Origin of the sequence: Xenorhabdus bharatensis (assembly GCF_037996705.1) — a bacterium.
GTDB classification, from domain to species: Bacteria; Pseudomonadota; Gammaproteobacteria; order Enterobacterales; family Enterobacteriaceae; genus Xenorhabdus; species Xenorhabdus bharatensis.
On the sequence record NZ_JBBMXG010000022.1, the window covers coordinates 36,937 to 63,314 of the forward strand.

A 26,378-nucleotide genomic window follows, 5' to 3' on the forward strand; every position below is an offset into this window, starting at 1 on the left:
ATATTAGATAAAACAACGTACTCACTCCCCATTATTGAGAGCGAACCCATTTTAATTTTTCTGGTTTGTGTTACCTGTATTTCTGCGCACAAATTGATGAAATAATTCACGGCTCTTTAACGGTTTTCCCCCGAGATAAGGCTGTAAGGCAATGCGAGTAAATCGCTTGGCGGCCTTCAATGTAGCCGGATCAGGAAATTCACGCGCAGCCAGTGCCTTTAATTCATTGCCAGTAAAGCTGTAGTGATCAACAACCAGACTGGCAATAAACCCTTTTTCTTCTCGATAGCGGTATGTCATCGTGTCTGTGACAGGCTCACCGCTGCCGGCACAATGGAGGTAATCCACGCCATACCCCATGTTATTGAGCACCGATAATTCAAAACGGCGCAGGGCGTATTCGGGTGTGAATTCACTTGCAGCTAGGACTTGCAAGCATTGGAGATAGTCAAAGAAAAGAGCAGGATAGGCGGTTCCCTGTTCAAGGACTCTGGATAAGAGCTCATTAACGTACAGGCCGCTGTATAACACGCTACCGGTTAAAGGAAGAGCTAACGAGACGGGTTCGGCATCCCGTAATGTTTTGATTTCACCCCGCCCACTCCAGCGAACCAGTAGCGGGGTAAAAGGCTGAAGACAACCTTTAAGATTAGAACGGCGGCTACGTGCTCCCTTTGCTAAAACACGCACTCGACCTTCATGTTCAGTAAAAAAATCCAGTAATAAACTGGTCTCACTGTAAGGGCGCCCATGAAGCACGAAGGCTCTCTGCCAGCCGTCCACAATTAACCTTATAAATCGTCAATATAGCCAAGGCTACGCAGAGCACGCTCATCATCTGCCCAACCCGCTTTCACTTTGACCCAAAGTTCTAAATGCACTTTAACATCAAACAGCTTTTCCATATCCTGACGGGCTTCTGTTCCGATTGTTTTGATTTTGCTGCCTTTGTTACCAATGACCATTTTTTTCTGGCCATCACGCTCTACCAGAATCAGGCCGTGGATCGTATAACCTCCACGCTCATTAGTGACAAATTGTTCAATTTCAACTGTAACGGAATAAGGCAATTCCTCACCCAGAAAACGCATCAGTTTTTCACGGATAATTTCGGATGCCATGAAACGCTGTGAGCGATCAGTAATGTAATCTTCGGGGAAATGGTGTTCCGCTTCCGGCATGCGCTCACGCACAATTTTAGCGATGGTATCAACATTCGTGCCTTTTTCTGCACTAATCGGTACAACATCAATGAAATTCATTTGCTGACTGAGAAAACCGATATGCGGAAGTAAAATGGTTTTATCCGTAACGTTATCCACTTTATTGATAACCAGCATAACCGGGCAGCGCAGGTCACGCAGTTTATTCACAACCATTTCGTCATCCGGTGTCCAGTGAGTACCTTCCACAACAAAAATGACCAGTTCTACATCACCGATTGAACTGCTTGCAGCACGGTTCATCAGGCGGTTAATTGCTCGCTTTTCTTCGATATGAAGACCGGGGGTATCAACATAAATAGTCTGATAAGCCCCTTCCGTATGGATCCCCATAATACGATGGCGTGTCGTCTGAGGTTTACGGGAAGTAATGGAGACTTTTTGACCCAGTAACTGATTCAATAAAGTCGATTTACCGACGTTGGGTCGTCCGACTATTGCAACGAATCCGCAATAGTTTTTTTCTTTGCTCATTCAAGCTCCAGTTGTTTTAATGCTTGTTCCGCAGCCGCCTGTTCTGCCTTGCGACGGCTGGAACCTATTCCTCTGACAGGCTGCTCAAATCCACTGACCTGACAGTGAATTGTAAATTCCTGATCGTGTGCTTCCCCACGAACCTGAACAACCAGATATGATGGCAACGGCAGATGGCGCCCTTGCAAATATTCCTGTAAACGCGTTTTGGGATCTTTCTGTTTATCACCCGGACTAATTTCATTCAGACGAATTTCGTACCAATTCAGTACAATTTGTTCAACCGTCTGAATATCGCTGTCCAAAAAAATACCGCCAATCAAGGCTTCAATGCTATCCGCTAAAATAGATTCACGGCGATGACCACCACTTTTTAACTCGCCCGGCCCTAAACGCAGACATTCACCCAGTTCAAATTCTCTGGCAAGTTCCGCCAGTGTATTACCTCGCACCAATGTGGCACGCATCCGGCTCATATCGCCTTCGTCAACCCGGGGAAAACGGTGATAAAGCGCGTTAGCAATGACAAAACTCAGGATTGAGTCGCCAAGAAATTCCAAACGTTCATTATGCTTACTGCTGGCACTACGGTGAGTTAACGCCTGAAGCAATAAATCATTCTGCTTAAAGGTATATCCCAGCTTACGCTGTAACCTGTTCATTATTATGGAGTTCATGTGCTACCAATTCAGTTAGAATCCGTCAAATAAAAGCACACGCAACAGACCTGTGAGGCTATACACTGCGTCTTTCAAGTTGCCTCTTTGTTGGCTGCGCTCGTTTACCTCAATCACATAGTTATCTATGCTCATGGGGATTTACTCCCTTGCCGCCGCGACGTATCTTGAAATCCATTGTGTATACTTGATTTCTATCTTAATGATATGCCTTACAAAACTGTTGCGTTTGCACTGGCTTCCTAAAATGTTAATCATTTCAGAAAGCCAGTCATCTCGTTTGAGAGAATATTCTACACTGAGAGATTAATTAATGCTTCGCTAATATATAAATATTAGTGAATTCCGCCTATTCGGCTGAAACGTACCCACGGCCAGTCTGGCCACTCGCCTTCCTGTTTATTAAAGCTAATCCAGATAGCGGTTGCACGTCCGACCAGATTCTTCTCCGGAACAAATCCCCAGAAACGGCTATCAGAGCTATTATCACGATTATCACCCATCATGAAATACTCTCCTTTAGGGACGACCCAAGTACCTACCGGTTGACCTTCCTGAACAAACTCCGGCTCACGTTGTGGCGGAAGCGTTAAAATATGGTGTGAAACATCACCCAACGTTTCAACCCGCTCCCCTTGACGTAAAGTGCGAGGGCCTAATGTTTGCCCAACAGGAATTTGATGCACTTCATTAGCGATCGTACCGTCTTTCTTTATCGTTTCTGAGATAGTCCAGTCACTGAGATACACATCCCCATAAGTAATAGGGAGAATATCTTTACAGTTCTGAGCGTAACCACAACCGGGATAAATCTGAAGTTCTTTATCCCAATAGTTGTAAACAATCTTATCCCCGGGTAAGCCAATCACCCGTTTTACAAAATCGATACTTGGGTTTACGGGATATTTGAAAACAGCAATATCACCACGTTTAGGCTCACCGGTTTTAATCAGGGTGGTTTGTGTGATCGGATCTTTCAAACCATAGGCAAATTTTTCTACCAGAATGAAATCCCCGATCAACAGGGTAGGCATCATTGAACCGGAAGGGATCTGGAAAGGTTCATACACAAATGAACGTAGGATCCAAACAATGGCTAACACCGGAAAAACAGATGCAAATGTCTCAGCCCATGTAGGCTTATTTATTTCTTTAATTGCAGCTTCCTGAGATTCGTTGCCCGCAGCCTGTTTCTGAGCCTGAGCCAGTTTTCTCTTACGCTCAGGGGCGAGTTTAAAGCGATCTATACACCAGATAATCCCGGTGATTAACGTTGCAAACGTTAAGATCAAGGCAAAAGTGTTAGCCATTTAGACTCCTTACGACCTTGTTAATTAATCTTTTCCGACATGCAGAATTGCTAAGAAGGCTTCCTGAGGAAGTTCAACGTTACCAACCTGCTTCATGCGTTTTTTACCTTCTTTCTGTTTCTGCAACAGCTTTTTCTTACGGCTGACATCACCACCATAACATTTCGCCAATACGTTTTTACGTAACTGTTTAACCGTCGAACGAGCGATAATATGGGTGCCGATGGCTGCCTGAATTGCAATATCAAATTGCTGGCGAGGGATCAATTCCTTCATTTTTTCCACCAGCTCACGACCACGGTATTGCGAGTTATCACGGTGAGTGATCAACGCCAGAGCATCGACACGCTCACCGTTAATCAACACATCCACACGTACCATGTCAGAATGTTGGAAACGAACAAAGTTATAGTCCAGCGACGCATAACCACGTGAGGTCGATTTCAGGCGGTCAAAGAAATCCAGCACGACTTCAGCCATTGGGATTTCATATGTCAGCGCAACCTGATTACCGTGATAAACCATATTGGTCTGAACACCACGTTTTTCTATACAGAGTGTAATGACATTACCGAGATATTCCTGTGGCAACAGCATGTGACATTCTGCAATAGGTTCACGCAGTTCTTTAATATTGTTTAATGGCGGTAACTTGGATGGGCTATCCACATAAATGACTTCATCACTGGTTGTCTCGACTTCATAAACAACTGTTGGTGCAGTAGTGATCAAATCCAGATTATATTCACGCTCCAGACGCTCCTGAATGATCTCCATGTGCAACAAGCCGAGGAAACCACAACGGAAGCCAAAGCCCAAAGCAGTAGAGCTTTCTGGCTCATAGAATAAAGAAGCATCGTTCAGACTCAGTTTACCCAAAGCATCCCGGAATGCTTCATAGTCGTCAGAGCTGATAGGGAACAATCCCGCATAAACCTGAGGTTTGACTTTTTTGAAACCCGGTAATGCTTTTTCTGCCGGATGACGCGCGGTTGTTAACGTATCACCGACAGGTGCACCAAGGATATCTTTAATCGCACAGACCAACCAGCCTACTTCGCCGCAATTTAATACATCACGGTCAATACGCTTCGGTGTGAAAATACCTAAACGATCAGCGTTATAAACCTGACCTGTGCTCATTACTTTGATTTTGTCGCCTTTACGCAGCGTACCATTCTTAATACGCACAAGTGAGACAACGCCCAGATAGTTATCGAACCATGAGTCGATAATCAATGCCTGTAATGGGGCTTCAGGATCACCTTCAGGTGCTGGAATCTCCTTGACCAAACGCTCAATAACATCCTGTACACCCACACCGGTTTTTGCAGAACAACGAACGGCATCTGTTGCATCAATGCCAACGATATCTTCAATTTCTTCTGCCACACGCTCTGGCTCTGCGGCTGGCAGGTCAATTTTGTTCAGAACCGGAACCACTTCCAGATCCATTTCCATCGCAGTATAGCAGTTAGCCAACGTCTGAGCTTCAACACCCTGCCCTGCATCCACAACCAGCAAAGCACCTTCACAGGCAGCCAAAGAGCGGGAAACTTCATAGGAGAAGTCAACATGCCCCGGGGTGTCGATAAAGTTTAATTGATAAACGTTTCCGTCATGTGCCTTATAATCAAGGGTCACACTCTGCGCCTTAATAGTGATACCACGCTCACGTTCAAGATCCATTGAATCCAGTACTTGCGCTGCCATTTCGCGGTCTGATAACCCACCACAGATTTGAATAATCCGGTCAGATAGCGTGGACTTACCATGGTCAATGTGGGCGATAATGGAGAAATTTCTTATTTGCTTCATTATTAAATCTTTTTTGCCTTAATATTTCTGAATCATTCGCCTATGGACACACTGATGGACATAAAGCGACGTTTATTAGATACGGGTTTGGCCATTGGCCTGAAAAGCCGTATTCTACATGTCAACACTATGAAAACCTAGTCATGCCTACGGTTTTCAACCTATACCCTTCATCTTTCAAGCCGCCTCTTTGTTGGCTACGCTCATTCATCCCAGTCATATAGTTGTCTATACTTCTGAGGATTCATTCTCTTGCTGCCGCGATGTAACTTGAAATCTATTGGGTATAACCCATACAGTATGACCAGAAAGTGAAAATATTCGTAATAAATCGTGAAAGCGATTATGGTAAAACAGATTATTCCTGATGTAGAACCTTAATCGTATCGGGAGGTAAACCAATTTGTAACACAACGGGTTGATACGCCTGCTGATTATCCCAATATGCAGCAATTTTACGGGCGAAAGCAAAACCGGCTAAACCACCAGCAATACCACCTACACATACCCATAACTGCTCAGCCGTCCAGTATTGACAGAACAACCCACCTAAAAACAGACCTAATAATGGGGTTAAATAAACCAGCATAGCGGAACGTAATAAACTACTTTCCGGAATACCAACTTCGACTTTTTGCCCCGGCTGAAGTGGTTGAGCAACCTCCAACTCCAGTTGGTGGATATTTTCCGGCCCCAGTTTTTCCAGCAAATACGACCCACAAGCTGTTTTTGCCTGACAGCTGCCACAACCCGAAGAGGAGCCATAACGCAATACTGCCCGGCCTTGCTGCCAACGGACAACCGTTGCCCATTCTTTAACCATCAGTTATCCCCCGTAAATGTGACACTTCCGGCAATCTGTTTAATTGTGGCGAAGGGTAATTCGCCAATAACAGAAATGCAGTGCCTGCCATTCGACACAGTATAAACTGTTCGTCGCCCCTGTCGATACAGTGGTTCATCAGCGGCTTTTACGCCAGTATTTACCACATTTACAGAAAAACTAAATAACCCATCACTGTACATAATGGATTCCAATAATTCTGTCTTTGATAATCGACTCCGGTTACGGGAAACTTCCCGAAAACCTTCAGGCAACTTACTAACTTTCCAGTTAAATTCCACTTTTTCAGCTTTTGGAATAACTAACATCGGTGGCAATTTCAAATCTACAATGGCATTCAATTCCTGCTTTATATCGTTATTCACCCTTGAGGATATAACACGGAACTGTTCAACAACCACCATTTTTTCCTGATCAAATAACTCAATCAGCAAAGGCAGATAACTTTTTTTGTCTATCAATAAATTATAATTATAACGATCGTTATCTTTGGATATTATACGCACGAAATAGACAGGACGATCACCAACATGAGTCGAACCTGCATCAATGAAATTATAGAATTTCTGTATTTGAGAAAAATCAGCAAAAATGATCGGTGGCAGGTAATCCACGATATGATCACCACGCAAGCTAAATGAATCTAAACCTGATTCGTAATAGCTTATCTGATCACCACGCTGAATAATCTCACGGCGCGTATTATCCATTTGAATAAGTTGTGCGATGGGCTGATCACCAATGATCACGTGACGATAACGCAGAGGAATAATAAATTGTTGGCTCAGGTTAATAAAAGCGAGTTCATAAGGCAAAGTCTGTACGGAATGCCCCATACCCTGTAACAAAGCCTCGGTGCTGTTTTGCTGAACCGAGGCTTTTGAGGAATTCAGGAAGCTCCCGAATAAGAAAATGAAAAAAACAGTGTATTTCATTTTATTACTTATTTGAGATTACAGGTCTTTGTTCTCCTGAATGTGTTGCGTTAACCTCCGGCAACCCTTGTTCATTTTCTGCATTAATACGCCGGAAAAGTTCATATTGCTGCAACATTGCATCAATACGCTTATTACTTTCCCGCACCTGCGTACTCAAGTCACCACCAAAAGCATCATGTTCAGCGGGAACCGATAACCCAACAGGTGAAGCAGAACCCATCACCGGTAATGTATTGAAGACCGGGTTATCAAGCTGAGCATCAATGTCAGACCCATTATATTGCTGAACACCGATGATAACTGCCATTGACACACAAGCCGCAACACCAACCTGAGTGATCTGACTAGCCCAAGGCCGGGTCACTAACGGGCGGAGTTTATGCCAGAACGGCAATTTCTGCCACGTATCAGGTTTTGGCTGAGATTCCGGAACAGCTGCTGGATTGATATGGACAGGTTCTTTTTCAAGCGCCTGTGCCACTTGACTAGCGATATCCAAATGTAACACCTCACCTACATCACCATGTAATGTATCCCGGATGAGGTGATATCTTTCCCACTGTTTCTGCATTTCAGCATCTTCAGAGATTAAACGAACGATTTCACTATCAAGAGCTTCTCCATCCATTAACGCGGAAAGTTTCTCTCTTTGCATGCCAGTACCCTTCAATATTATTTTGTTCCACTACTACTGTTTCCACTGCTGCTGGTGCTTCCACTACTGCTTACTGCTGGATCAGGGGTTGAACTTTATTGTCGATGGCTTCCCTTGCACGAAAGATTCGCGAACGAACAGTACCCACAGGACAATCCATAATGACGGCTATTTCCTCATAGCTCAGGCCATCAAGTTCCCGAAGCGTAATTGCTATCCGTAAATCTTCTGGCAGTGATTCAATGGTACGAAATACCACTTTCTTTAATTCTTCAGACAACATTAAGTTCTCAGGGTTCGAAATTTCTTTTAATGAACTTGACGTATCGTAATTTTCTGCATCATTAGCATCCAGATCATTGGATGGTGGACGACGCCCCTGAGCAACTAAATAATTCTTCGCAGTATTAACGGCAATACGGTACAACCACGTATAAAAAGCACTATCACCCCGAAAAGAAGACAGTGCCCGATAGGTTTTGATAAATACCTCTTGTGCAACATCAGGAACATCGCCTTGAGGTACGTAACGGGCAATTAAGCTCGCCACTTTGTGCTGGTATCTGATTACCAGCAAATTAAACGCTTTTTGGTCGCCTTTTTGTACTCGCTCGACCAGCATTTGATCCGTTAACTGCTCGCTCATCCGAGGCTCACTCTCCTGAGGTAAAACTCCACATTTACACTTACATTACACCAGTCATGACACTTTGCTACTCGAACAAGCATCACCTTTGAGTGTTCATTACATGTGAAGTTCAACTTTGATTGTAATTTTGTGTTACAACCACCGATTATTCTGCATTGCACTTTTTATTTATAGTACAAATCATAGCCTCTATTCAGTGGCTCACTCGATTTTAGATTATGAAAAACAGAAAGATTTATCCCAATCTTCCGTAAAAAATTTAAGGTTTTTATTAACGATAACCCTATCAATAATAAAGATAAAAATCTTTCACTAACTGCTGAAATTCGTTTGAATATGCGCCATCAGCAGCACGGATCATCAGTTCACTAACCTGTACTTCCTGCCTCTGCCGGGATAATCCCAACAATAAACGATGTAACGGCTTATCCAGCCTATCACGAATATTGAGCCGATAATGGGGAAACCAACCACATTCTATCGCCATTTTTTCGAAGATCTCGCCAATCCCGTAAGGAAGCACTACACAAAATAACCCTTCGGGGGTAATTAGTTGTTCAACACAGTCCAATAACCCTTGATGAGTCAGTGCTTCGGTATAACGCGCCTGATTACGGGCCTCATTACGACAGGCAATTGCAGGTTCGAAATAGGGAGGGTTACTCACAATCAAGTCATACCGGCGCTCACTGTTCTCAGCGAAATCATGAATATCCTGCCGCCACACCCTGATGCGGTCAGGCCACGGGGATTGATCGATATTTTCAATAGCCTGCATTGCAGCATCTTCGTCCAGCTCCACAGCATCAATAACTGTATCGTTTCCGGCTCTCTGAGCTATCATCAGTGCAATCAGTCCACTGCCACACCCGATATCCAGACAATTTTTTCTATTATCTACCGGTGCCCATGCCCCCAGTAACACGCCATCAGTCCCGACTTTCATGGCACATTTATCATGCCCGACAAAAAATTGTTTGAATGTGAAACCACCGCGCCGCAATGTAGTTTTGTGTATTAACGTCATGAATTATATCTATTGAAAACCAAAGTTCTTCATAGCATAAATCTTATGACTCGAGGATAAAAGCCACACGCACGCCTGATACTTTTATCACTGATGCATGTTATAGGGTGAAGAATCAGCCTAACCTGTTTATAATCAGCGCCCCAAACAGAGGTATATGATGACTGCGACAAACTTTTCCGAATTCGAACTTGATGAATGCCTGCTTGATGCATTAAATGATAAAGGCTATGAACGCCCGACCGCAATTCAGGCGGCAGCCATTCCTGCGGCCATGGACGGGCGGGATGTATTAGGTTCTGCACCAACGGGGACAGGCAAAACAGCTGCCTACCTGCTACCGGCTATACAGCATTTGCTGGATTTCCCACGTAAGAAATCAGGGCCACCACGTATTTTGATTTTAACACCAACCCGTGAACTGGCGATGCAGGTTGCAGAACAAGCCAAAGAGATGGCTGCGCATACTCATCTGGATATTGCCACAATCACTGGTGGTGTAGCCTACATGAATCATGCAGAAGTGTTCAGTGAGAATCAGGACATTGTCGTCGCAACTACAGGGCGTCTGCTGCAATATATCAAAGAAGAAAACTTTGACTGTCGTGCAGTAGAAACTCTCATCCTTGATGAAGCCGATCGCATGTTGGATATGGGTTTTGCCAATGACGTTGAGACGATTGCCGGAGAAACCCGCTGGCGTAAACAAACCATGTTATTTTCCGCAACACTGGAAGGTGAAAGTATTCGTGATTTTGCGGTACGCCTGCTGACAGATCCTGTTGAGATCGATGCAGAACCTTCACGTCGTGAGCGTAAGAAAATCCAGCAATTTTATTATCGTGCTGACAATCTGGCACACAAAACAGCCTTGTTATGCCACCTGCTGAAACAAGAAGACGTGACAAAATCAATTGTTTTTGTGCGTAAACGGGAGCGTGTCCGCGAATTGGTTGAATGGCTGCATCAGGCCGGTATTCAGTCCAGCTTCCTTGAAGGCGAAATGGTTCAGGCTAAACGAACAGACGCCGTGAAGCGCCTGAATGATGGCCGGGTTAAGGTACTGGTTGCAACCGATGTTGCTTCCCGCGGGCTGGATATCGAAAACATCAGCCACGTTTTTAACTTTGATTTACCACGCACAGCGGATGTTTACCTGCACCGGATTGGCCGGACTGCCCGTGCTGGCCGCAAAGGAACCGCAATTGCGCTGATTGAGTCCCATGACCATCCATTACTTGGAAAAATCAGTCGCTATCTTCAGGAGCCACTGAAAGTACGGGTTGTTGACGAACTTCGTCCACAAACCAAAGCGCCAAGTGAGAGTAAAAGCTATAAGCCATCCAAGAAAGTACTGGCAAAGCGTAAAGAAAAGAAAAAAACAGAAGAGTCGAAGAAAAGCCGGGTAAAAGTGCGTCATCGTGACAGCAAAAACATCGGAAAACGCCGCGCTCCTTCAGGAAACCCGAGACCAGAATTGCCAGAATCCACTGACAATTAACCTATCTTGGTATAAGCGGGCTATTTGCCCGCTTGTTATCAATATTGTTCTCAACGCATTAATTCTTAATAAAAAGACAAACAATTAAGCTGAATAATATTTTTCCACTTTTTCCTTATTTAATTGCGGCTGTAAATTAGTGTGTTGGTAGGATTGGCTGAATAAAACACCCAGTTCATCATCACTCATATCTACCGCCCAAGTTTGCAGTGATGACGCGTTATTTGAAGCGATGATATTATCTTTGATATCGTTACCCGCAGCAGCCATCATCACACTTTCTTTCCCATATTCTTTATTATCTTCTTTCCCTTGCCACGGCTGATGAATAACCATTAATTCCTGTACGGCTTCCAAAAAATGAGCCTTGAATGAATGTAACGCATAACTATAGCGCACAATCGAATCGATGAAATTTTCCGGCTCGTATTCATATTCAAGAAGGATCTGATTTCCCATGGGCTGAGGAATGGGTAGTGCTTTTTGTAAATTATCCAACCAGTCATGTTCAACAATATAATTCCGGATTAATCCCTGTTCTGCTATTTCACGACCCGCTCCCGGCGACCACCCCATTCGTTTCAATGTCCAGTCTGAAACACCGGCAGAATTAAAGGTAACCGCAGGCTTTCCTGTTGTCAGTGCGGCCATTGATGCCAGCCCTCCCCCCATGGAATGCCCGGTAAAAATAACATTCTCACCAAATGCTTTTAATGCTGATTTTGCCAGATCTACCGCCTGATTATATTGTGCTTCATTGTATCCAAGCCCCTGACGAATACTCGCCATAAAATCCTTTATTTCGTTTGAGCCGGTAAATGACACAATATACAACCCCTTATTTCGGTAGACCCCTGCCTGAAACCCGGTGGAACGATCATCCAAAGTATCAGGATCAATACCCGCCTTAACCAGCTCTTCATCTGACACGTGCACATAGTCCCCAATGCCAAAACTATTTCGACGGTAAACATCGCGAGTCACCTGAGCCAGTTCATAATCAATCCGTTTCGAATATTTTCCTGCAATATCATTAGCTTTTAATTCAGGTGTATCCATAACTCTGTTTTGAGAAGCCGTTATCAATGATTGGTAGAGCGAATCAGCTTGTTTGGTATTTTCTGAACGGGAAGTTATAGCGGAAGAAAGTTGTTTATCTTTATCCAGAAGTGTACTGCCAGCAGAGGTTGACTGAAGAGTTGCCTGATTTCCCTGTAGAGGGATAGCCCCCAACTTGCTCAATAAACTGATATTTGTCACCAAAGTCATAAAATACTCCTACCGATTTAAGTTAGACATAACAGACTGACCTAGATCATCTATCGGCAGAATGATTAACATTTTTATATCAAAATTATCTTTTTATTAACAATTGATTGATTATTCTATATCGCATCCTTTCATAAAATCACAGTCCAATCATATCTTCCGCCACTAAAAATCTAAAATGGCTGTCCTGATATGCTTAGAGGGTATTTGTTTTATGCAATTTGTCATATCTTACATACCCCATTATAAAAAAAATGATGGTATTTCAACCACCTTTTCTATATATCGAACTACAGGTTGTCTCAGTCTCACCGTGAAAAATTAGCATTATTCTTTAAATTAATTAATGTGATCTGCTATCCGTCAATCTTAACGCAACTAAAATGAATAAATAAAGTAAACAAATAAAAATGCAGCTATCAGACAGGAATCTAATATGGATGAATTGCATTACCAGGATCTACTGACAATAGGCCGACGTATTCAATCACGAGAGGTTTCTTCAAAAGAGGTCACGCGGAAACTGCTTAAGCGTATTACTCATATTGATCAATCTCTTCATAGTTACTTTATTGTGATGGAAGAATCCGCGCTAATGGAAGCGCAAACTGCCGACGAAGAAATTGCGCGCGGCGAGTTTCGTGGGCCACTTCACGGAGTTCCCATTGCAGTAAAGGATCTACTATGGACTAAAGATGTAGTAGTCACAAACGGCATGCCTTTCAATCCATTTATCCCAAAGGAAAATGCCACTGTAGTTGAACGATTGCATACGGCAGGGGCTGTACTGCTTGGCAAACTTATTCAAACTGAAGGCGCACTTTTCGATCACCATGTACAAGTGACGCCGCCCATTAATCCGTGGAACAAACAACTCTGGTCCGGAGCTTCTTCCAGTGGTTCAGGTGTTGCAACTGCGGCAGGGCTTTGCTATGGCTCTATCGGGACGGATACGGGGGGCTCCATTCGTTTCCCTTCCGCTATCAACGGCATTACAGGCATAAAACCCACTTGGGGGCGCGTCAGTCGTTATGGCGCAGTTGAATTGGCTGCTTCGATGGACAGCATTGGTCCAATGACCAGGAATGTAGCCGATGCAGCCGCTATGCTACAGGCTATTGCAGGACGTGATCCGAAAGATCCAACATCCAGTACCCTCCCTGTACCAGATTATCTGGCACTAATGACCCGGGGTGTGCGTAACATGCGCATCGGCATCGATACTCGCTGGGCTCTCGACCAAATTGATAACCCAACCCGCATAGCGCTGACCAAAGCACTTAACCACTTTACCGAACTGGGTGCGGAAATCGTAAATATCAGAATGCCGGATACTAATCAAGTTGCACATGACTGGAATCCAATGTGTGCAATTGAAGCGGTTGTGGCCCATGAAAAAACCTTTCCGTCCATGAGAATGCAGCATGGCTCCGGCCTAGCGGAGTTATTAGATCTGGGGCACCGTGTTCATGCACTGGATTATCAAAAATTGAGACTGAATAGAGCAAACCTTAGAGGAAATATCAACGGTATTTTCGAATCTGTTGACGTTATCTTCTCGCCCGTAATAGCAATTGCGGAGCTGACCTGTGAAACAATGAAAATCTTAGGGCAAGGGGATGATATGTCCCGTTATACCAGTGTATTCAATTTGACCGGCCATCCTTCCATCACATTACCCTGCGGAAGAACGGAACTCGGTACGCCGGTTGCGTTTCAAATCGTTGCGCCACATTTTGATGAAATGACGATGATACAAGCTGGCTGGGCTTATCAGCAAGTTACTCACTGGCACAGGCTCAATCCACAAATTTAATTCAATCAAATTTTTTGGAAAAATTACATGGAAAATATTTTACCAAGTTTAACCCATGAGTTACCCGATATCACATCTTTATCTTTCTCGGATAAACAAAAAAAATTTTCACATAAAGCACGTATTTTACTTCTATATGGCTCTAATAGAACACCTTCTTTCAGTCGCTTACTTATTCAGGAAGCAGCTCTTTTACTCGATTCTCTGGGAGCAGAAACCAAAATTTTTACCCCCTACCACCTTCCCTTACCTGACACGACGACTGACTCCTACTATAAGGTCGTTGAATTACAAAAATTAATGCAATGGTCAGAAGGTCAAGTCTGGTGCTCTCCAGAACATCATGGCTCTATCAGCGCCGTATTCAAATCACAATTAGACTGGATAACGCTGGAAGAAACTCTTTTATGCCCCACACAAGGTAAGACATTAGCAGTACTGCAAGTGAACGGGGGAGCTCAATCTTTCAACGTGGTTAATCAATTAAGAACGATAGGTAGATATATGAAAATGTTTACTATTCCTAATCATCTATCTGTACCTCAGGCTTTTTCAGAATTTGAAGAAAATAGCCGCATGAGAGCGTCGCCTTACTATGATAGGCTTGTCGATGTTATGGAAGAGCTACTCAAATTTACTTTAATACTGCGTGATAAACGTCAATATTTTTTAGATAGATATTCAGAACGCTATAAATAATAAAGCATTATTACTTAGCACCATCCCCTTTGAATAAGGTTAATATCCTCATATAAGGAAAAATAATGATATATAACCACACTGAATTCAACTTCCATCTAAAAAATACATGGTATAAAAACAAACAATCATTAAGGAGTGTTAAAAAAAAATGGTCAGCCATCCTATATGATTATACAAAGCCACCTAAATTATGCGGTGAGTTAAATTTTAATGAACGAATATGGAGCATACCTGGTGATGTTGGAAATAATAATTTCATCGTCAGTTGTTATGACGGATATATTTATTGTTATCACCTAAAAACATTACAACAGGTTTGGCGATTAAAAACAAATGCCCCTATTTATAGTTCCCCGGCAGTAACAAAAGACGGGGATTTTATTATCGGAGGAGAAGATTCTACTTTGAAAATGATCTCCGCTTACGGGGATTATCTATGGCAATTCAATGCTTATGATTCTTTTCATTCTACACCGACAATAGATGAAAAAAATGGCCTTGTTTATGCTGGAAGTTATGATCATTCTATGTATGCTATCGATATCAATAATGGTGAATTAATATGGAAACGAGATTTTGAACAAGACGTTATTGATGATATTTATAGTTCGCCGGCTTTAGATGCTGAAGGAAATATTATTTTTGGAACTAACAAGACATTAATTTGCCTTGATCAATACGGAAATACCGTTTGGGAAATTGTTAATGAAGGACGATTTGAAGGTAGCGCAGCCCTAGATTACAGCATTAACACAGGTATCATAGGCACGGAAGAAAATGGTCAGATTATCATTTTTGATATTACAACAGGTGAAATACGCGCAACACATCAAACAGGAGGATTTGTCGTTTCCTGTCCGTCTATTGGATATCATCATATAGCAACAATAGGCAGTGATGATAAAAATATTTATGGCATTGATCTTTTAACCACTGAAGTTTTATGGAAATACCATGTAGGAACTCGTTTTGTGTATACTCCGTTTTCTTCTCTTCCCAATGGGGATCCGATATTTATGGGAACGACTGAAGACCCTGACCATTTTTCTGAATCAATACATTGCCATAATTATCAAAATGGAGAGTTCCGCTGGAAAATTACAGCTCCCACAGGAATACATTCATCACCACTAATTATTGAAGAAAGATATTTAATTGCCGGTTCGCATTGGAACAAGGTATATATATATAAATGGGATAATGTCTAAATGAAATATTATAAAAAATTAGAAAAGTTAATGGAAAAATGGAGCTTACTGTATGGCACCAGCATGATCCTCCATTGGGATAGCAGAACAATGATGCCTAAACACAGCCATCTATTAAGAGCAGAGCAAATATCGCTACTCAGTACTATGCAACATGAAATATTGGCAAGCGAGGAAATCACTGAACTGCTAAATTACATTGATACCAATATGCTTAATGATTGGCAAAAAGCCAATATAAGAGAAATATGCCGATTACACACTATGGCAACAAAAGTACCGGTAAACTTAGTTAATCAGCTTGCACAGGCAACCATTAAATGTGAAAAAGCTTGGTATACCCAAGCTAATCAGACTGAGCAGAAATCTCTTGAAAAAAGCTTTGCAGAATTAATTTCACTGACAAGAGAAATGGCATATTCACTTGGAGATAATTTAGGTATAAGCGCTTATGATGCGCTGTTAGAACAACACCAGCCAGGGCTCAGAGATCACTCAATTAAACCTATATTCAATCAAATAGAATCATTCACAACCGATCTAACATCGATAAGAAATAACCTGAAAGATGAAAAAAACAGCTGGCCGAAAATACCTAAAGATCAGCAAAAAAAATTTGCAAAACAGCTAATGTCAGAAATGGAATTTGATTTCACTACAGGAAGATTTGATGAAAGCATCCATCCTTTTACTGGAGGAATAGCCGGTGATATTAGAATTGGTAGTTATTTCAAACCAGATAATATTATCTTGAGTATTTCAGCAATTATGCATGAAGTGGGGCATGCCTCTTATGAAAGCCGGTTACCAAAACAATTTAGTGGTCAGCCGGTAAGTGATTCAAGAGGAATGTGTATTCACGAAGGGATTGCTCTTTTATTTGAAAAACAAATTGGTCATTCAACCGAATATCTGGAGTATCTATCAAAAAAACTCACAAAACAATTTGGGTATTTTAATCATTTCAATAAAGAAAATTTGCTTCGTTACTTCAATACAATAAAAAGAAGTGGCATACGCGTTAGCGCTGACGATTTTACTTACCCAGCACATATTCTTATTAGATATAAGATAGAAAAATCGTTAATTTCCGGTGAGTTATCGGTAAAAGACTTAAATAATAGATGGTGCGAATTATATAACTTATATCTTGGAATAACACCATCTATTCATGAAGGCCCCTGGCAAGATATCCACTGGGTAATAGGCTATTTTGGCTATTTCCCATGTTATTTAGTTGGGAGCGTGATTGCCTCTCAATTATTTAATAAAGCACAAGAAGAAATTTTCATTAAAGATGAAATAAACCAAGGTAAGTTTAAAAAGGTACAAAAATGGCTTAACCATAAAATATACAAAAAAAGCTCTTATTTTGAATTTGAAGATCTTATTATATCAAGTTGTGGGAAACCATTAAATGCTGATGACTTCATTAATAGTTTAAAGAAAAGATTAGAATGAAGTGAAATAACTTACCAAAATAACTTTTTATATAAATTATTTTTACGTGAATAGCATATAAGAATGTCAGAAATTATATAATATCACCCTAACTTTATTTCAGGGTGATATTAAAAATAACATGACATTTTATATATACATAATGGATTTCAAGATGCAACGCGGCAGCAAGGGAGTTCATTCTCAGGAGCATAGATAACTATGTGACTGGAGTGAACGAGTGCAGCCAACAAAGAGGCAACTTGAAAGGCGAAGTGTATAGAACAATCATTACACTAACTACTTGCGCTACTATATTTTGAAATGGCTTTCAGCCAGAATAAGCGAGTAAAAATAAGTGCACCTATAGCATATACAAATGCCAACAATAACGTTTTCATGTCTAACATTCCTAATGCAGCCTGAGCAGGCACATTACTAACAAAAAAAACGGGCAATAAAAAACTTAATGCAAATCGCAAAGCCCCTGGATACGCAGTGACAGGAAAACGCCCAACATCCATTAGTGAATAACAAATAACCCATACATCTGACACTTTAGTGAACCAAAAAGCAATCAGATTTGAACACATAAACAGGGAATAAAAAACACAAGAGCCTAATAGAAGAGCAAGATTAAATTGTAAAAAATTCCATCCAGTTAATGCATCCTGCTGATACATTGCGAATAACACAACTATATAACCAACAATAAAATTAGCGCCATCCCAAACATTAAAACGATGAAAACTAATAAAAAACTGAGTATCAACAGGACGAATAATAATTAGGTCCAGATCCCCGCGCCTGATATATTCAGAAAGTGAATGAACACTTGGGAATAGCCAACTATCAATAAAAGATTCGATAATAAGTGTCACTCCCAACAAAGCGACCATCTGATAGTAAGTCCAGCCTCCGACCTGAGATACCTGCCCAAAAAAACCAGTCAGCACTAATAGTGCCAGCAGGCAAGAAAGGCTGGAGTTAATTAAATTTACTATCGCATTTAAACGAAATTCAAACTCCAATAAAAAAGAATGTCTTAATAAGACTAAAAATAATAAAACGTATCTCATTACATTAAGCTCCAGATGCTGAATACCTTTTTAATCCTGCATTCCATAATAATATCCTGATGAGTGTCAGTAAAATCACCCAGAATAGCTGCACTCCAAATCCAACCAGCAGGAGAACACTATTCAGTTTTCCTAATATTATCTGAACCGGAAAATCTAATGCTGAAGCAAAAGGTAATAACTTCAACCACGAGGCGAGGCTTTCCGGATACAGATCGAGTGGAATTAATACGCCGCCTAAAATGGTATAAAGTGCCCAAAGCAATGGATCGAATGCCATCGAGTTATTGATCCAAAATGCCAGTAATCCAAGACAATAATAAAGGTGGAATATAATAATCCACGCCAAAATAAGTGCAGGGATAAAAACCAGTAAATTTCCAATATCTAAACGATGAAAATTACCTGTTAGCAAAATACCTGATATAAAAACTAGTGAAATAATCGGCCCTCTGACCATCATTTCTCCTGTATGATCAGAAATATAGCTATAGAGAGGAGAGACCGGCCGTAACAACAGCATCGATAATTCCCCTCTGCGGATGTCACTGTCCAAACGTCGCATTACCCAAATGGCCGTAAGCTGGCGCACAAGATAGATTGAAAGAAAATAAACCGCAAAATCACTTGCAGTATAACCTCCAACCTCTCCCTCTTTTGCCAGACCCAGCCAAACAAACATCACAGCTATAGGCATAATACCGCCTAATAACCAAATGATGGATTGGGCACGATATGCAATAACTCTTGAAAAAGACTGCCCAATAAGTACCCGCCATAACAACAGGCTTCTCCTAACACGCATCAACATGATTTTCACCGTATGAAGATAAATATCTTGCTAAAACTTTTTCGATTGGTTCATCATGAATAGAAATATCAAGTATTACTTTTTCTTCCATCAGTTTACCAACCACAGAAGGCAGCAAATCACGTTCTACCGTTAACTCAATGTTCTGACCATCATCGGAAGATGAATTAATCAAAGATCTTAACTCTGGTTTTATTGGTCCAGAGATGGTTGCCTTCAGAATTTTCTTGGGTGATCGTTTTTTTATTAAATGTGATAGTTTTCCATCGTATACAATCTCACCAGAGTTAATAATAATAACCCGCTTAGCAAGCGCTTCAACATCTGCCATATAATGTGATGTCAAAAGAATAGTGGCATTATTTACCTTATTATAATATGCGATAAATTCCCTAACCGAACGCTGCATATTGACATCCAGACCAATGGTCGGTTCATCTAAGAATAATACGGATGGTTTATGTAATAATGACAGAGCAAGTTCACATTTCATCCTTTCTCCTAATGATAAATGACGAACCGGCCTGTCAATAATGGAATGAAGACAAAGCATTTCCACAAGTTGGTCACGATATTTTAAAAAATCTTTTTCATTAATAGAATAAATAACTTTATGTAGTATAAAAGAATCATTAGGGGTGAGATCCCACGCCAATTGCTGTTTTTGCCCTGCCACAAATGATATGGACTTTAAATATTCGCTCTTACGTTCATAAGGCGTATAACCCAATACATTAACACTTCCTGAAGAGGGTTTAATAATACCAGTTAACATTTTCATTGTGGTTGTTTTACCTGCCCCATTAGCGCCAAGGAACCCCACAACCTCTCCTTCTTCAATGGAAAAATTGACTGATTTCACTGCTTCAACTATTGCATATTCTCTTTTAATGAATGATTTAAGACTACCTAATAACCCGGGGTTTTTAGTATAAACCTCATAGGACTTACATAAATTATTAACTTGAACAATGGACATTGTTTGAATTTTTCCGTTGGCATTTTGGTACACATATTAATTTCCCATCAGATTCTTTTTCCATGACCAATCCATATAATTTGAGGGCATTATCACAAAAAACATCTTTCCAAGCTTGTTCAGGAATTCCCTGGCGGAAAATATCGATATAAGATTTTAAATCTACCATAGGCCAACCAGAACCAAAAAGTAATTTTTCTGAAGAGCCAAGATAATCTATGATCCAAGATAATGGATTTGAGATTAATCTTTTTGCCCGTTCATCAGAACAAGCTCTTGTATCACCGTCAATCAAAGATGAACCTTCCAGAAAAACATTATTGTTTTTAGCCGCAACTACAGCAGCACTCTGAAACCAAGGGTTGCCCGCATGCACTAAAACAAACTTAACATTGGGGTAATCAACCACAACTTCGTCAAAAGAAACAGGATCAGCATATTTAACTTTAGCATGCGGCCACCCCGGATCACCACTGTGGAACATTATTGGTACATTTAGCTTTTCAGCTAAAATATAAAGTGGCTGGAAAAGTGCATCAGAGGCATACCTATGTATAAAACCAACATTAATTTTTATTGCGTAAACTTCACCAGAAATAATTTTTCTTGCAATATGCTCAATATCATAATTTAAATCTCTGACAACGGCACAATGATAAATTCTATATTTACGCAAATCACCATGATTTTGTGAAGGTATTGCCGAATCGGATAGCGCTCCAACGAAGTTAAGCCCATTTATTGACTCCCTGAAAGAATCAAGGCTCGCTATAATCCCACTAAAATGGTCTGGAGTACCTTCAAATTCAGTATGGATATGAGCATCGAATATATTAATTTCAAATTCTTTCATTTTATCCTCAATAAAAAAGAGTATGTTATTTTTATTCCAGTAGTCGTTGATTAATATTCCCAGCATAACTGATTTCGCCATTTCCTTTAACAACATGTAAGGCATACCCTAAGTTAGGATCAACTTTTGTATAAAAGCCCTGTTCGGTATAGCTTTCTATAACAAAACCACCCTTTTTTAAATAATTAAATGATACTTCTATATCAGAAGAAAAAAGTTTTACCGCTCCTAACCTAGCTCCCCGACTTTCATCCAAATTAAGTTTAATACCAAAATGCGCATGAAATTCATCAGGATTTAACCAATATAACTTCTGTATACCTGTGGATAATGAATTCCCTTCAGATTTATAACAATCTCCCATCAAAGAAAGAAAATTATACCAATATTCCTTATGTTCAAATGGGGTGTCTGTGCAAAAATAAAAACCACAGATCCCATAGATATTATTTAGCCCATAATTTATTTCAGCCCATGAAGGTTTCCTTAAAAGATATTGAATAATCTGGAAATAACATCCTGGGGTATAGCGTCCAGGAATATCTAAAATAGCCCATGCAGCTTTATCCCATCCCGGTATATTCGGAATAACATACTTGAAATCATTAATATCCTGATAATATTTTTTCAGTTTATTTTCACTGTTTTTAATATTTCCTGTCGCAGCAACCAGAGCATAAGGGTAACCAAACTTTGATGCCCGAAGTTCAGCCTCACTACAAGAAGATTCAAATTGATTCTGATTAACAACTTCAATAAATTCCAGATAACAACCCGTAAAATGAACAAACACACTCTCTTTCCCGCCGTCATGTTCTATACAATCAGCGCTGACCGAAAAACCAGAGCAATTTAGCAAAGAAATAACCTGTTGTCTTTTTCCTGTTGGAAGAATGCTATAACAATGATCTATCAAAGCAATTGTCACACATGTCCTCCTTTCTCTGAATATTCCGGAAGCTGATTAAGCTCGGCTATATCCGAACTTAGTAAAGAAATGTCAACTGATGCTAATACTATTTTCAGTTGTTCAATACTATTAATCCCCACAATAGGAGCAACTACACTTGGCCTTTGTAACAACCATGCCAAAGCAACTTGAGTGCTATTTATTTCATTTTTATCAGCAATTTTCTGAATGAGGTTCAAGGCTTCCCAATTTCTTTTATTATCATAAAGTTTTCTCACATCCTTCTCTCTAAGAAACCCATTATTAATACTTCCCTGATGATATTTTCCTGTCAAAAAACCTTTTGCCAGAGGAACATAGGGTAACATTCCAATACCTTCTTCCTGACATAATCCCATCAGTTCAGATTCATATTCAGATTTTTCCAAAAGATTATATTTATTCTGTATCGTGACATAAGAAACGTAACCGCGTTTATCACTCAAACCTAAAGCCTTCATCAGCCTCCAGGCTGAAAAGTTTGAACAACCAATGTAACGTACCAGCCCCTTTCTTACTAAATCATCTAAAGCTCTCAGCGTTTCTTCCATAGGAACATCGAAATAATCATCATGTACCTGATAAAGATCGATATAGTCAGTTTTCAGACGCTTCAATGATTGTTCGACTGCTCTGATGATATATTTTCTTGAAATACCCTCATTATTTGGTTTTTCACTCATCGGCGCCGAAAATTTTGTTGCTATGATGAGATCATCTCGACTTGTATAAGAGTGTAACCATCGACCAATAAAAGACTCGGATAATTCACCACCATGACTTCCATTAGGTAGATAAATGGGATAACAATCGGCAGTATCAATAAAATTCCCTCCATGTTCAGTAAAGACATTTAATATCTCGCAGGCATCCTTTTCATCAACCCATCTACCAAATTGTTGTGTACCAAGACATATGGTTGAAACATAAGCGCCGCTATTACCAAGTGTTTTATATTTCATAAGAATAATCTTCACTCTAAATCATAATCAAAACGCGGCCTTTTTCCCTCTTGAGGAGTAATCCCCCCTCGGCCACCGGCACCTTCAGGGTGCACAGCAAGTTCAGGACGTACGGAGCGAAAATTCTCACACGCCAGCCACACTCTATACATTAATCTTTTTTTAGTTGGTTCTTCATCGTCTTCAAATGCTGTGCGTGAATGCAGAAAAAGGTAGTTATTGAAAAAGAGCATATCCCCTTTTTCAAGTGAAGTAATCCAGCAAAAATCCGGGGAGGTAGCCAATTCATCAAGATAATCAACAGCTTCTTTCAGCAGTGGTGGTACTTTTTCATTTCGTGAAAATGCCGTCGCAAAAATATTAAATCTCAGGTACCTGATACTAAGATCGCCATTACATTCAGAAAATACAGGAACATTATATTCTGTGATTTCACTGGCTCCCGGTGGATGTTCATTCAGACGATGATACGGGTACCCAGTGTATAAAGCAGGTAATAAATCAGGCCTTGTTCGCTTAATCGCTTCATGAAGTGCCAGCGCACTGGCAAACTTGCTATGCCCCCCCTGTTTGGCGGGCCTGATACAAAGCATACATACCACATCTGGCTGATCTGTATGCATAAATAGTTCTTCTTTATTTCTATAACCCCGGGCATCAGGATCGATATGTGTCATATCTTCTACCCGACCGAGAATATCGCCCATCACACTTTGAGAAACGGGTGTCCCCATCAAACGACAAAGCCGTAAAAAACATTCACCTAATTCAGTTTCGTTGATTTCATCAATAGGCATTCCTTTTAATACAACAATTCCACTACCATTCCTGATTCGCTCATAAATATTAGTCACTAATTTATTTAATTCACTATTGCCAGAATTATGTTCAATTTTTTCATTATATAATTCAGACATAATTATTCTTGCATGGCACTCATCTAATTTAATAACACATTGTGAATATATTTCAGTATTTGACTTTTCACTAATTGACCTAATTATTTCATTTTCTTCATTTAGCATAGCTATCACCTTTTAAAATATGTTCACTCTGACTTAATATGCTTATGTTCATACCTGAATCATTTCAAGTTGCAGTTTTTTACTGCATTTTAAGACCCATAATATATGGACATTTTCTATTTATGGATCAATCCCACCACCATTGAACTCAGAGATTTCTATTTTATAACCATTGGGGTCAAGGAAATAGATAGAACGTGAAGAGTGATACTGAATAATATCGCCATCTGGCAATTTCACATTATAATGTTTTAATTTTTGTAAAACAGAGTCGAAATCATCAACAATAAAACCAACATGTGTTATTTCCAACCCTTCATTTTCAATTCCAGCACGATCAGAATATTCATGCAAGCATAGATATAATTTATTATTGTTTCCTAAAATAACCCATCGAACCATTCTTCTCAATCCAGCTTCTTTCTTTTTAAATCCAAATACGTCTTCATAAAATTGGATGCTTTCATCAAGATTAGCTACTTCCATTTGAATATGATCAAAGCGAGTTACATTAATGGGTGTTATTTCATTCATAAGATCATTTCCTTATGTTTAGGCGTTAGAAAACCTTGTTCATTCCAACGATTGATGAAATCATGAAAATAGTCTTTAGATCCTAAATCATATTTTGAGGATATCTGATAACCAGATAATCCTGCCGAAATATTTGTTTCATCCATTGCTAGAACATTTTTAAAGCTATTTATTGCTTCCTGATGATCACCAAGATATTCATGACATACACCAATCATATATTCAGTAAAAGTCACTCTCGGCAAACCTACCTGTTTTGCATTTTGGTATTGTTCCAGCGCTTTAGCATATTTATTTTTTTTAAGGTAAACTTCAGCAAGTTCTTGATAGTTAACAGACCAATGTGGATCAAATGCAACAAGCTTCGTCGCATATTCTTCGGCAGCATCCCATTGCTGACTGACATACATCATTTCTTTAATTGATGATTCTAACACTGTCTTTTTCGCTGTCTCAGCGAGCGCAGTTTCTAATTCACTTCCTGGCTCAAGAATATCCGCAAAATGCTGAGATTTAAGCATCAGAAATCGTGTCTTAGATATATCGTTTATTGCCGCAGGCACCATCGCATATGCACGATAAAATGATGAAAGTGCCAGCATGGCTTTAAATGTTTTACGTTCAGTAATCTTTTCTGCAACAGACTGCCCACATTGCCTAAACCATTCGTAAGTTTGGGAATCAATAGTTCCTGTTTTTAAATGCCAGACTATAGCCAGAGAAGCAACTTCAAGAGTATTTTCTTCAGAAATCTTTTTCTCTTCAATGAGCTGTTTTATTTTACCAAATAAATCCGTACAGTTAACCTCGGGTTCTAAACGATTACGAGTAATAAATGATGTGATTAAATAAGTAACTTTCTGTTCTGGACTAAGTTTTACAGGGTTTATCATCGACAGAATATCCTGAGCTAAGTGATATCGTGCCGTTGTGATCAGTGCTCTCGCCAAATTTAATTTTTGTATATCTGGTAAATACATTTTCATGGATAGCAACCATTGGAGAGCATTACCCGGGCCTGAACACTCATAATTAAAATTGACAACATCTATATAAGGAATATGTACTTTCTCAGCAATCTCTTTCAAAAGTGAAAATTCCATTGCTTGAGTAATCACATATCCATTCATATCAAAATTGTGGCTGGTTAAAGCTAAACAAGTTGCTCTGGACCAGATACTTTCTTTAACTTCCACTCTATTATAATACAGTGTTGCTTCTACTAAAGACTGGGATTCAGAATCCATATTATTCTCCGAATTTTTATTTTTTACAGTCTTGTAGAAACGGACGAATGTGTAAACATTCGTCCGTTCTAAACCATTAATTACAAATTTTAATTGTAATAATTAGAAACAAAACATTGCAGGATTTATAGTTAAATCAATACTTGTGTAGTTAATCATATTTAATCTCCTTTAAGTTTAATATATTTTTCAGCAAAACTATCGTCGGTGATGATAGAATATGGCTGAATTCATTTTTGATGGTAACTTTATAACTCTTAACACTAAAATATAAGAGTTAACTTAATAACAACATTCCTCTCAAATAAAGTCAATATTAAAAAACCCAGCAATCATATAATAAAAATTATTTTAACATCAATTTTAATTACTTAATAAGTCATATTCA

General features: G+C 40.0%; 25 protein-coding genes. 5 read left to right on the forward strand and 20 right to left on the reverse strand.

The window, feature by feature from the left end; translation table 11 throughout:
* Window positions 1-51 precede the first annotated feature (51 nt).
* The 10 genes from recO to trmN all read right to left on the reverse strand — a co-directional run bounded on the left by recO (window position 52) and on the right by trmN (window position 9,615).
* Window positions 52-783, reverse strand: a complete 732-nt coding sequence (gene recO / locus AAC855_RS17715; RefSeq protein WP_340611342.1) for a DNA repair protein RecO — start codon at window positions 781-783, stop codon at window positions 52-54.
* Between the two features lie 8 nt (window positions 784-791).
* Window positions 792-1,697 carry a GTPase Era gene (gene era, locus AAC855_RS17720; protein ID WP_099121890.1) on the reverse strand — a complete coding sequence of 302 codons (906 nt, stop codon included), beginning with the start codon at window positions 1,695-1,697 and terminating at the stop codon, window positions 792-794.
* Complete coding sequence (gene rnc, locus AAC855_RS17725) at window positions 1,694-2,374, reverse strand: ribonuclease III (protein WP_340611344.1); 681 nt, start codon at window positions 2,372-2,374, stop codon at window positions 1,694-1,696. Before rnc ends, era begins: the two co-directional genes overlap by 4 nt.
* Window positions 2,375-2,709: 335 nt before the next feature.
* Window positions 2,710-3,684, reverse strand: a complete 975-nt coding sequence (gene lepB / locus AAC855_RS17730) for a signal peptidase I (protein WP_340611346.1) — start codon at window positions 3,682-3,684, stop codon at window positions 2,710-2,712.
* 24 nt (window positions 3,685-3,708) lie between these two features.
* Window positions 3,709-5,502, reverse strand: coding sequence for a translation elongation factor 4 (gene lepA, locus AAC855_RS17735; protein ID WP_340611348.1), 1,794 nt, complete (start codon window positions 5,500-5,502; stop codon window positions 3,709-3,711).
* 358 nt (window positions 5,503-5,860) lie between these two features.
* Window positions 5,861-6,325 (reverse strand): SoxR-reducing system protein RseC, encoded by a 465-nt coding sequence (gene rseC, locus AAC855_RS17740; protein WP_340611349.1) that lies wholly within the window; start codon window positions 6,323-6,325, stop codon window positions 5,861-5,863.
* Window positions 6,325-7,281, reverse strand: a complete 957-nt coding sequence (rseB, locus tag AAC855_RS17745) for a sigma-E factor regulatory protein RseB (protein WP_340611350.1) — start codon at window positions 7,279-7,281, stop codon at window positions 6,325-6,327. The genes rseC and rseB overlap by 1 nt, the downstream gene beginning before the upstream one ends.
* Before the next feature lie 4 nt (window positions 7,282-7,285).
* Window positions 7,286-7,939: an anti-sigma-E factor RseA gene (gene rseA, locus AAC855_RS17750; protein ID WP_340611351.1), complete on the reverse strand. Its 654-nt coding sequence runs from the start codon at window positions 7,937-7,939 to the stop codon at window positions 7,286-7,288.
* Window positions 7,940-8,009: 70 nt separating this feature from the next.
* Window positions 8,010-8,585, reverse strand: coding sequence for an RNA polymerase sigma factor RpoE (rpoE, locus tag AAC855_RS17755; RefSeq protein WP_099110645.1), 576 nt, complete (start codon window positions 8,583-8,585; stop codon window positions 8,010-8,012).
* Window positions 8,586-8,874: 289 nt separating this feature from the next.
* Window positions 8,875-9,615, reverse strand: coding sequence for a tRNA(1)(Val) (adenine(37)-N(6))-methyltransferase TrmN (trmN, locus tag AAC855_RS17760; RefSeq protein ID WP_340611352.1), 741 nt, complete (start codon window positions 9,613-9,615; stop codon window positions 8,875-8,877).
* A gap of 160 nt (window positions 9,616-9,775) precedes the next feature.
* On the opposite strand from trmN, the gene srmB reads away from it, so the two are divergent.
* Complete coding sequence (srmB, locus tag AAC855_RS17765) at window positions 9,776-11,116, forward strand: ATP-dependent RNA helicase SrmB (RefSeq protein ID WP_340611384.1); 1,341 nt, start codon at window positions 9,776-9,778, stop codon at window positions 11,114-11,116.
* 84 nt (window positions 11,117-11,200) lie between these two features.
* Here the strand turns inward: srmB and AAC855_RS17770 are convergent, their stop codons facing one another.
* Window positions 11,201-12,385 (reverse strand): Tle-like phospholipase domain-containing protein, encoded by a 1,185-nt coding sequence (locus AAC855_RS17770; protein ID WP_340611354.1) that lies wholly within the window; start codon window positions 12,383-12,385, stop codon window positions 11,201-11,203.
* 436 nt (window positions 12,386-12,821) lie between these two features.
* Between AAC855_RS17770 and AAC855_RS17775 the strand changes: the two genes are divergently transcribed.
* The 4 genes from AAC855_RS17775 (at window position 12,822) to AAC855_RS17790 (ending at window position 17,572) form a co-directional block, all read left to right on the forward strand.
* Window positions 12,822-14,201: an amidase gene (locus tag AAC855_RS17775; RefSeq protein ID WP_340611355.1), complete on the forward strand. Its 1,380-nt coding sequence runs from the start codon at window positions 12,822-12,824 to the stop codon at window positions 14,199-14,201.
* A gap of 27 nt (window positions 14,202-14,228) precedes the next feature.
* Entirely contained in the window at window positions 14,229-14,900 is a 672-nt protein-coding gene (gene arsH / locus AAC855_RS17780; RefSeq protein WP_340611357.1) for an arsenical resistance protein ArsH, read from the forward strand.
* A 65-nt stretch (window positions 14,901-14,965) separates the two neighbouring features.
* Window positions 14,966-16,111, forward strand: coding sequence for an outer membrane protein assembly factor BamB family protein (locus AAC855_RS17785; protein ID WP_340611358.1), 1,146 nt, complete (start codon window positions 14,966-14,968; stop codon window positions 16,109-16,111).
* The gene (locus tag AAC855_RS17790) at window positions 16,112-17,572 is read left to right on the forward strand and encodes a carboxypeptidase M32 (RefSeq protein ID WP_340611360.1); all 1,461 of its coding nucleotides are present in this window, start codon (window positions 16,112-16,114) and stop codon (window positions 17,570-17,572) included.
* A gap of 275 nt (window positions 17,573-17,847) precedes the next feature.
* Here AAC855_RS17790 and AAC855_RS17795 read toward each other — a convergent pair whose 3' ends face one another.
* From AAC855_RS17795 to AAC855_RS17835, 9 genes are all read right to left on the reverse strand, one after another.
* The gene (locus AAC855_RS17795; RefSeq protein ID WP_340611361.1) at window positions 17,848-18,630 is read right to left on the reverse strand and encodes an ABC transporter permease; all 783 of its coding nucleotides are present in this window, start codon (window positions 18,628-18,630) and stop codon (window positions 17,848-17,850) included.
* A 4-nt stretch (window positions 18,631-18,634) separates the two neighbouring features.
* Window positions 18,635-19,441, reverse strand: a complete 807-nt coding sequence (locus AAC855_RS17800) for an ABC transporter permease (protein WP_340611362.1) — start codon at window positions 19,439-19,441, stop codon at window positions 18,635-18,637.
* Window positions 19,425-20,453, reverse strand: a complete 1,029-nt coding sequence (locus tag AAC855_RS17805) for an ABC transporter ATP-binding protein (RefSeq protein ID WP_340611363.1) — start codon at window positions 20,451-20,453, stop codon at window positions 19,425-19,427. Before AAC855_RS17805 ends, AAC855_RS17800 begins: the two co-directional genes overlap by 17 nt.
* Complete coding sequence (locus AAC855_RS17810) at window positions 20,401-21,369, reverse strand: amidohydrolase family protein (RefSeq protein ID WP_340611364.1); 969 nt, start codon at window positions 21,367-21,369, stop codon at window positions 20,401-20,403. Before AAC855_RS17810 ends, AAC855_RS17805 begins: the two co-directional genes overlap by 53 nt.
* The gene (locus AAC855_RS17815; RefSeq protein ID WP_340611366.1) at window positions 21,305-22,201 is read right to left on the reverse strand and encodes a hypothetical protein; all 897 of its coding nucleotides are present in this window, start codon (window positions 22,199-22,201) and stop codon (window positions 21,305-21,307) included. The genes AAC855_RS17810 and AAC855_RS17815 overlap by 65 nt, the downstream gene beginning before the upstream one ends.
* Window positions 22,198-23,184: an aldo/keto reductase gene (locus AAC855_RS17820; RefSeq protein WP_340611367.1), complete on the reverse strand. Its 987-nt coding sequence runs from the start codon at window positions 23,182-23,184 to the stop codon at window positions 22,198-22,200. Before AAC855_RS17820 ends, AAC855_RS17815 begins: the two co-directional genes overlap by 4 nt.
* 11 nt (window positions 23,185-23,195) lie before the next feature.
* Window positions 23,196-24,209 carry a TauD/TfdA family dioxygenase gene (locus AAC855_RS17825; RefSeq protein ID WP_340611368.1) on the reverse strand — a complete coding sequence of 338 codons (1,014 nt, stop codon included), beginning with the start codon at window positions 24,207-24,209 and terminating at the stop codon, window positions 23,196-23,198.
* Window positions 24,210-24,329: 120 nt separating this feature from the next.
* A complete protein-coding gene (locus tag AAC855_RS17830) occupies window positions 24,330-24,743 on the reverse strand; it encodes a VOC family protein (RefSeq protein WP_340611369.1) in 414 nt (137 codons plus the stop codon).
* Entirely contained in the window at window positions 24,740-25,990 is a 1,251-nt protein-coding gene (locus tag AAC855_RS17835; RefSeq protein ID WP_340611370.1) for a tetratricopeptide repeat protein, read from the reverse strand. The genes AAC855_RS17830 and AAC855_RS17835 overlap by 4 nt, the downstream gene beginning before the upstream one ends.
* Window positions 25,991-26,378 lie beyond the last annotated feature (388 nt).

Bases quoted from the DNA above. Each gene is read 5' to 3' on its own strand.
- lepB (WP_340611346.1), bottom strand. From the start codon at position 3,684: ATGGCTAACACTTTTGCCTTGATCTTAACGTTTGCAACGTTAATCACC.
- srmB (WP_340611384.1), top strand. From the start codon at position 9,776: ATGACTGCGACAAACTTTTCCGAATTCGAACTTGATGAATGCCTGCTT.
- trmN (WP_340611352.1), bottom strand. From the start codon at position 9,615: ATGACGTTAATACACAAAACTACATTGCGGCGCGGTGGTTTCACATTC.
- rnc (WP_340611344.1), bottom strand. From the start codon at position 2,374: ATGAACTCCATAATAATGAACAGGTTACAGCGTAAGCTGGGATATACC.
- rseA (WP_340611351.1), bottom strand. From the start codon at position 7,939: ATGCAAAGAGAGAAACTTTCCGCGTTAATGGATGGAGAAGCTCTTGAT.
- era (WP_099121890.1), bottom strand. From the start codon at position 1,697: ATGAGCAAAGAAAAAAACTATTGCGGATTCGTTGCAATAGTCGGACGA.
- rseB (WP_340611350.1), bottom strand. From the start codon at position 7,281: ATGAAATACACTGTTTTTTTCATTTTCTTATTCGGGAGCTTCCTGAAT.
- AAC855_RS17835 (WP_340611370.1), bottom strand. From the start codon at position 25,990: ATGGATTCTGAATCCCAGTCTTTAGTAGAAGCAACACTGTATTATAAT.
- AAC855_RS17785 (WP_340611358.1), top strand. From the start codon at position 14,966: ATGATATATAACCACACTGAATTCAACTTCCATCTAAAAAATACATGG.
- AAC855_RS17770 (WP_340611354.1), bottom strand. From the start codon at position 12,385: ATGACTTTGGTGACAAATATCAGTTTATTGAGCAAGTTGGGGGCTATC.
- AAC855_RS17800 (WP_340611362.1), bottom strand. From the start codon at position 19,441: ATGTTGATGCGTGTTAGGAGAAGCCTGTTGTTATGGCGGGTACTTATT.
- rseC (WP_340611349.1), bottom strand. From the start codon at position 6,325: ATGGTTAAAGAATGGGCAACGGTTGTCCGTTGGCAGCAAGGCCGGGCA.
- AAC855_RS17830 (WP_340611369.1), bottom strand. From the start codon at position 24,743: ATGAATGAAATAACACCCATTAATGTAACTCGCTTTGATCATATTCAA.
- lepA (WP_340611348.1), bottom strand. From the start codon at position 5,502: ATGAAGCAAATAAGAAATTTCTCCATTATCGCCCACATTGACCATGGT.
- rpoE (WP_099110645.1), bottom strand. From the start codon at position 8,585: ATGAGCGAGCAGTTAACGGATCAAATGCTGGTCGAGCGAGTACAAAAA.
- AAC855_RS17790 (WP_340611360.1), top strand. From the start codon at position 16,112: ATGAAATATTATAAAAAATTAGAAAAGTTAATGGAAAAATGGAGCTTA.
- AAC855_RS17825 (WP_340611368.1), bottom strand. From the start codon at position 24,209: ATGCTAAATGAAGAAAATGAAATAATTAGGTCAATTAGTGAAAAGTCA.
- AAC855_RS17775 (WP_340611355.1), top strand. From the start codon at position 12,822: ATGGATGAATTGCATTACCAGGATCTACTGACAATAGGCCGACGTATT.
- arsH (WP_340611357.1), top strand. From the start codon at position 14,229: ATGGAAAATATTTTACCAAGTTTAACCCATGAGTTACCCGATATCACA.
- AAC855_RS17820 (WP_340611367.1), bottom strand. From the start codon at position 23,184: ATGAAATATAAAACACTTGGTAATAGCGGCGCTTATGTTTCAACCATA.
- AAC855_RS17810 (WP_340611364.1), bottom strand. From the start codon at position 21,369: ATGTTGTTAAAGGAAATGGCGAAATCAGTTATGCTGGGAATATTAATC.
- AAC855_RS17795 (WP_340611361.1), bottom strand. From the start codon at position 18,630: ATGAGATACGTTTTATTATTTTTAGTCTTATTAAGACATTCTTTTTTA.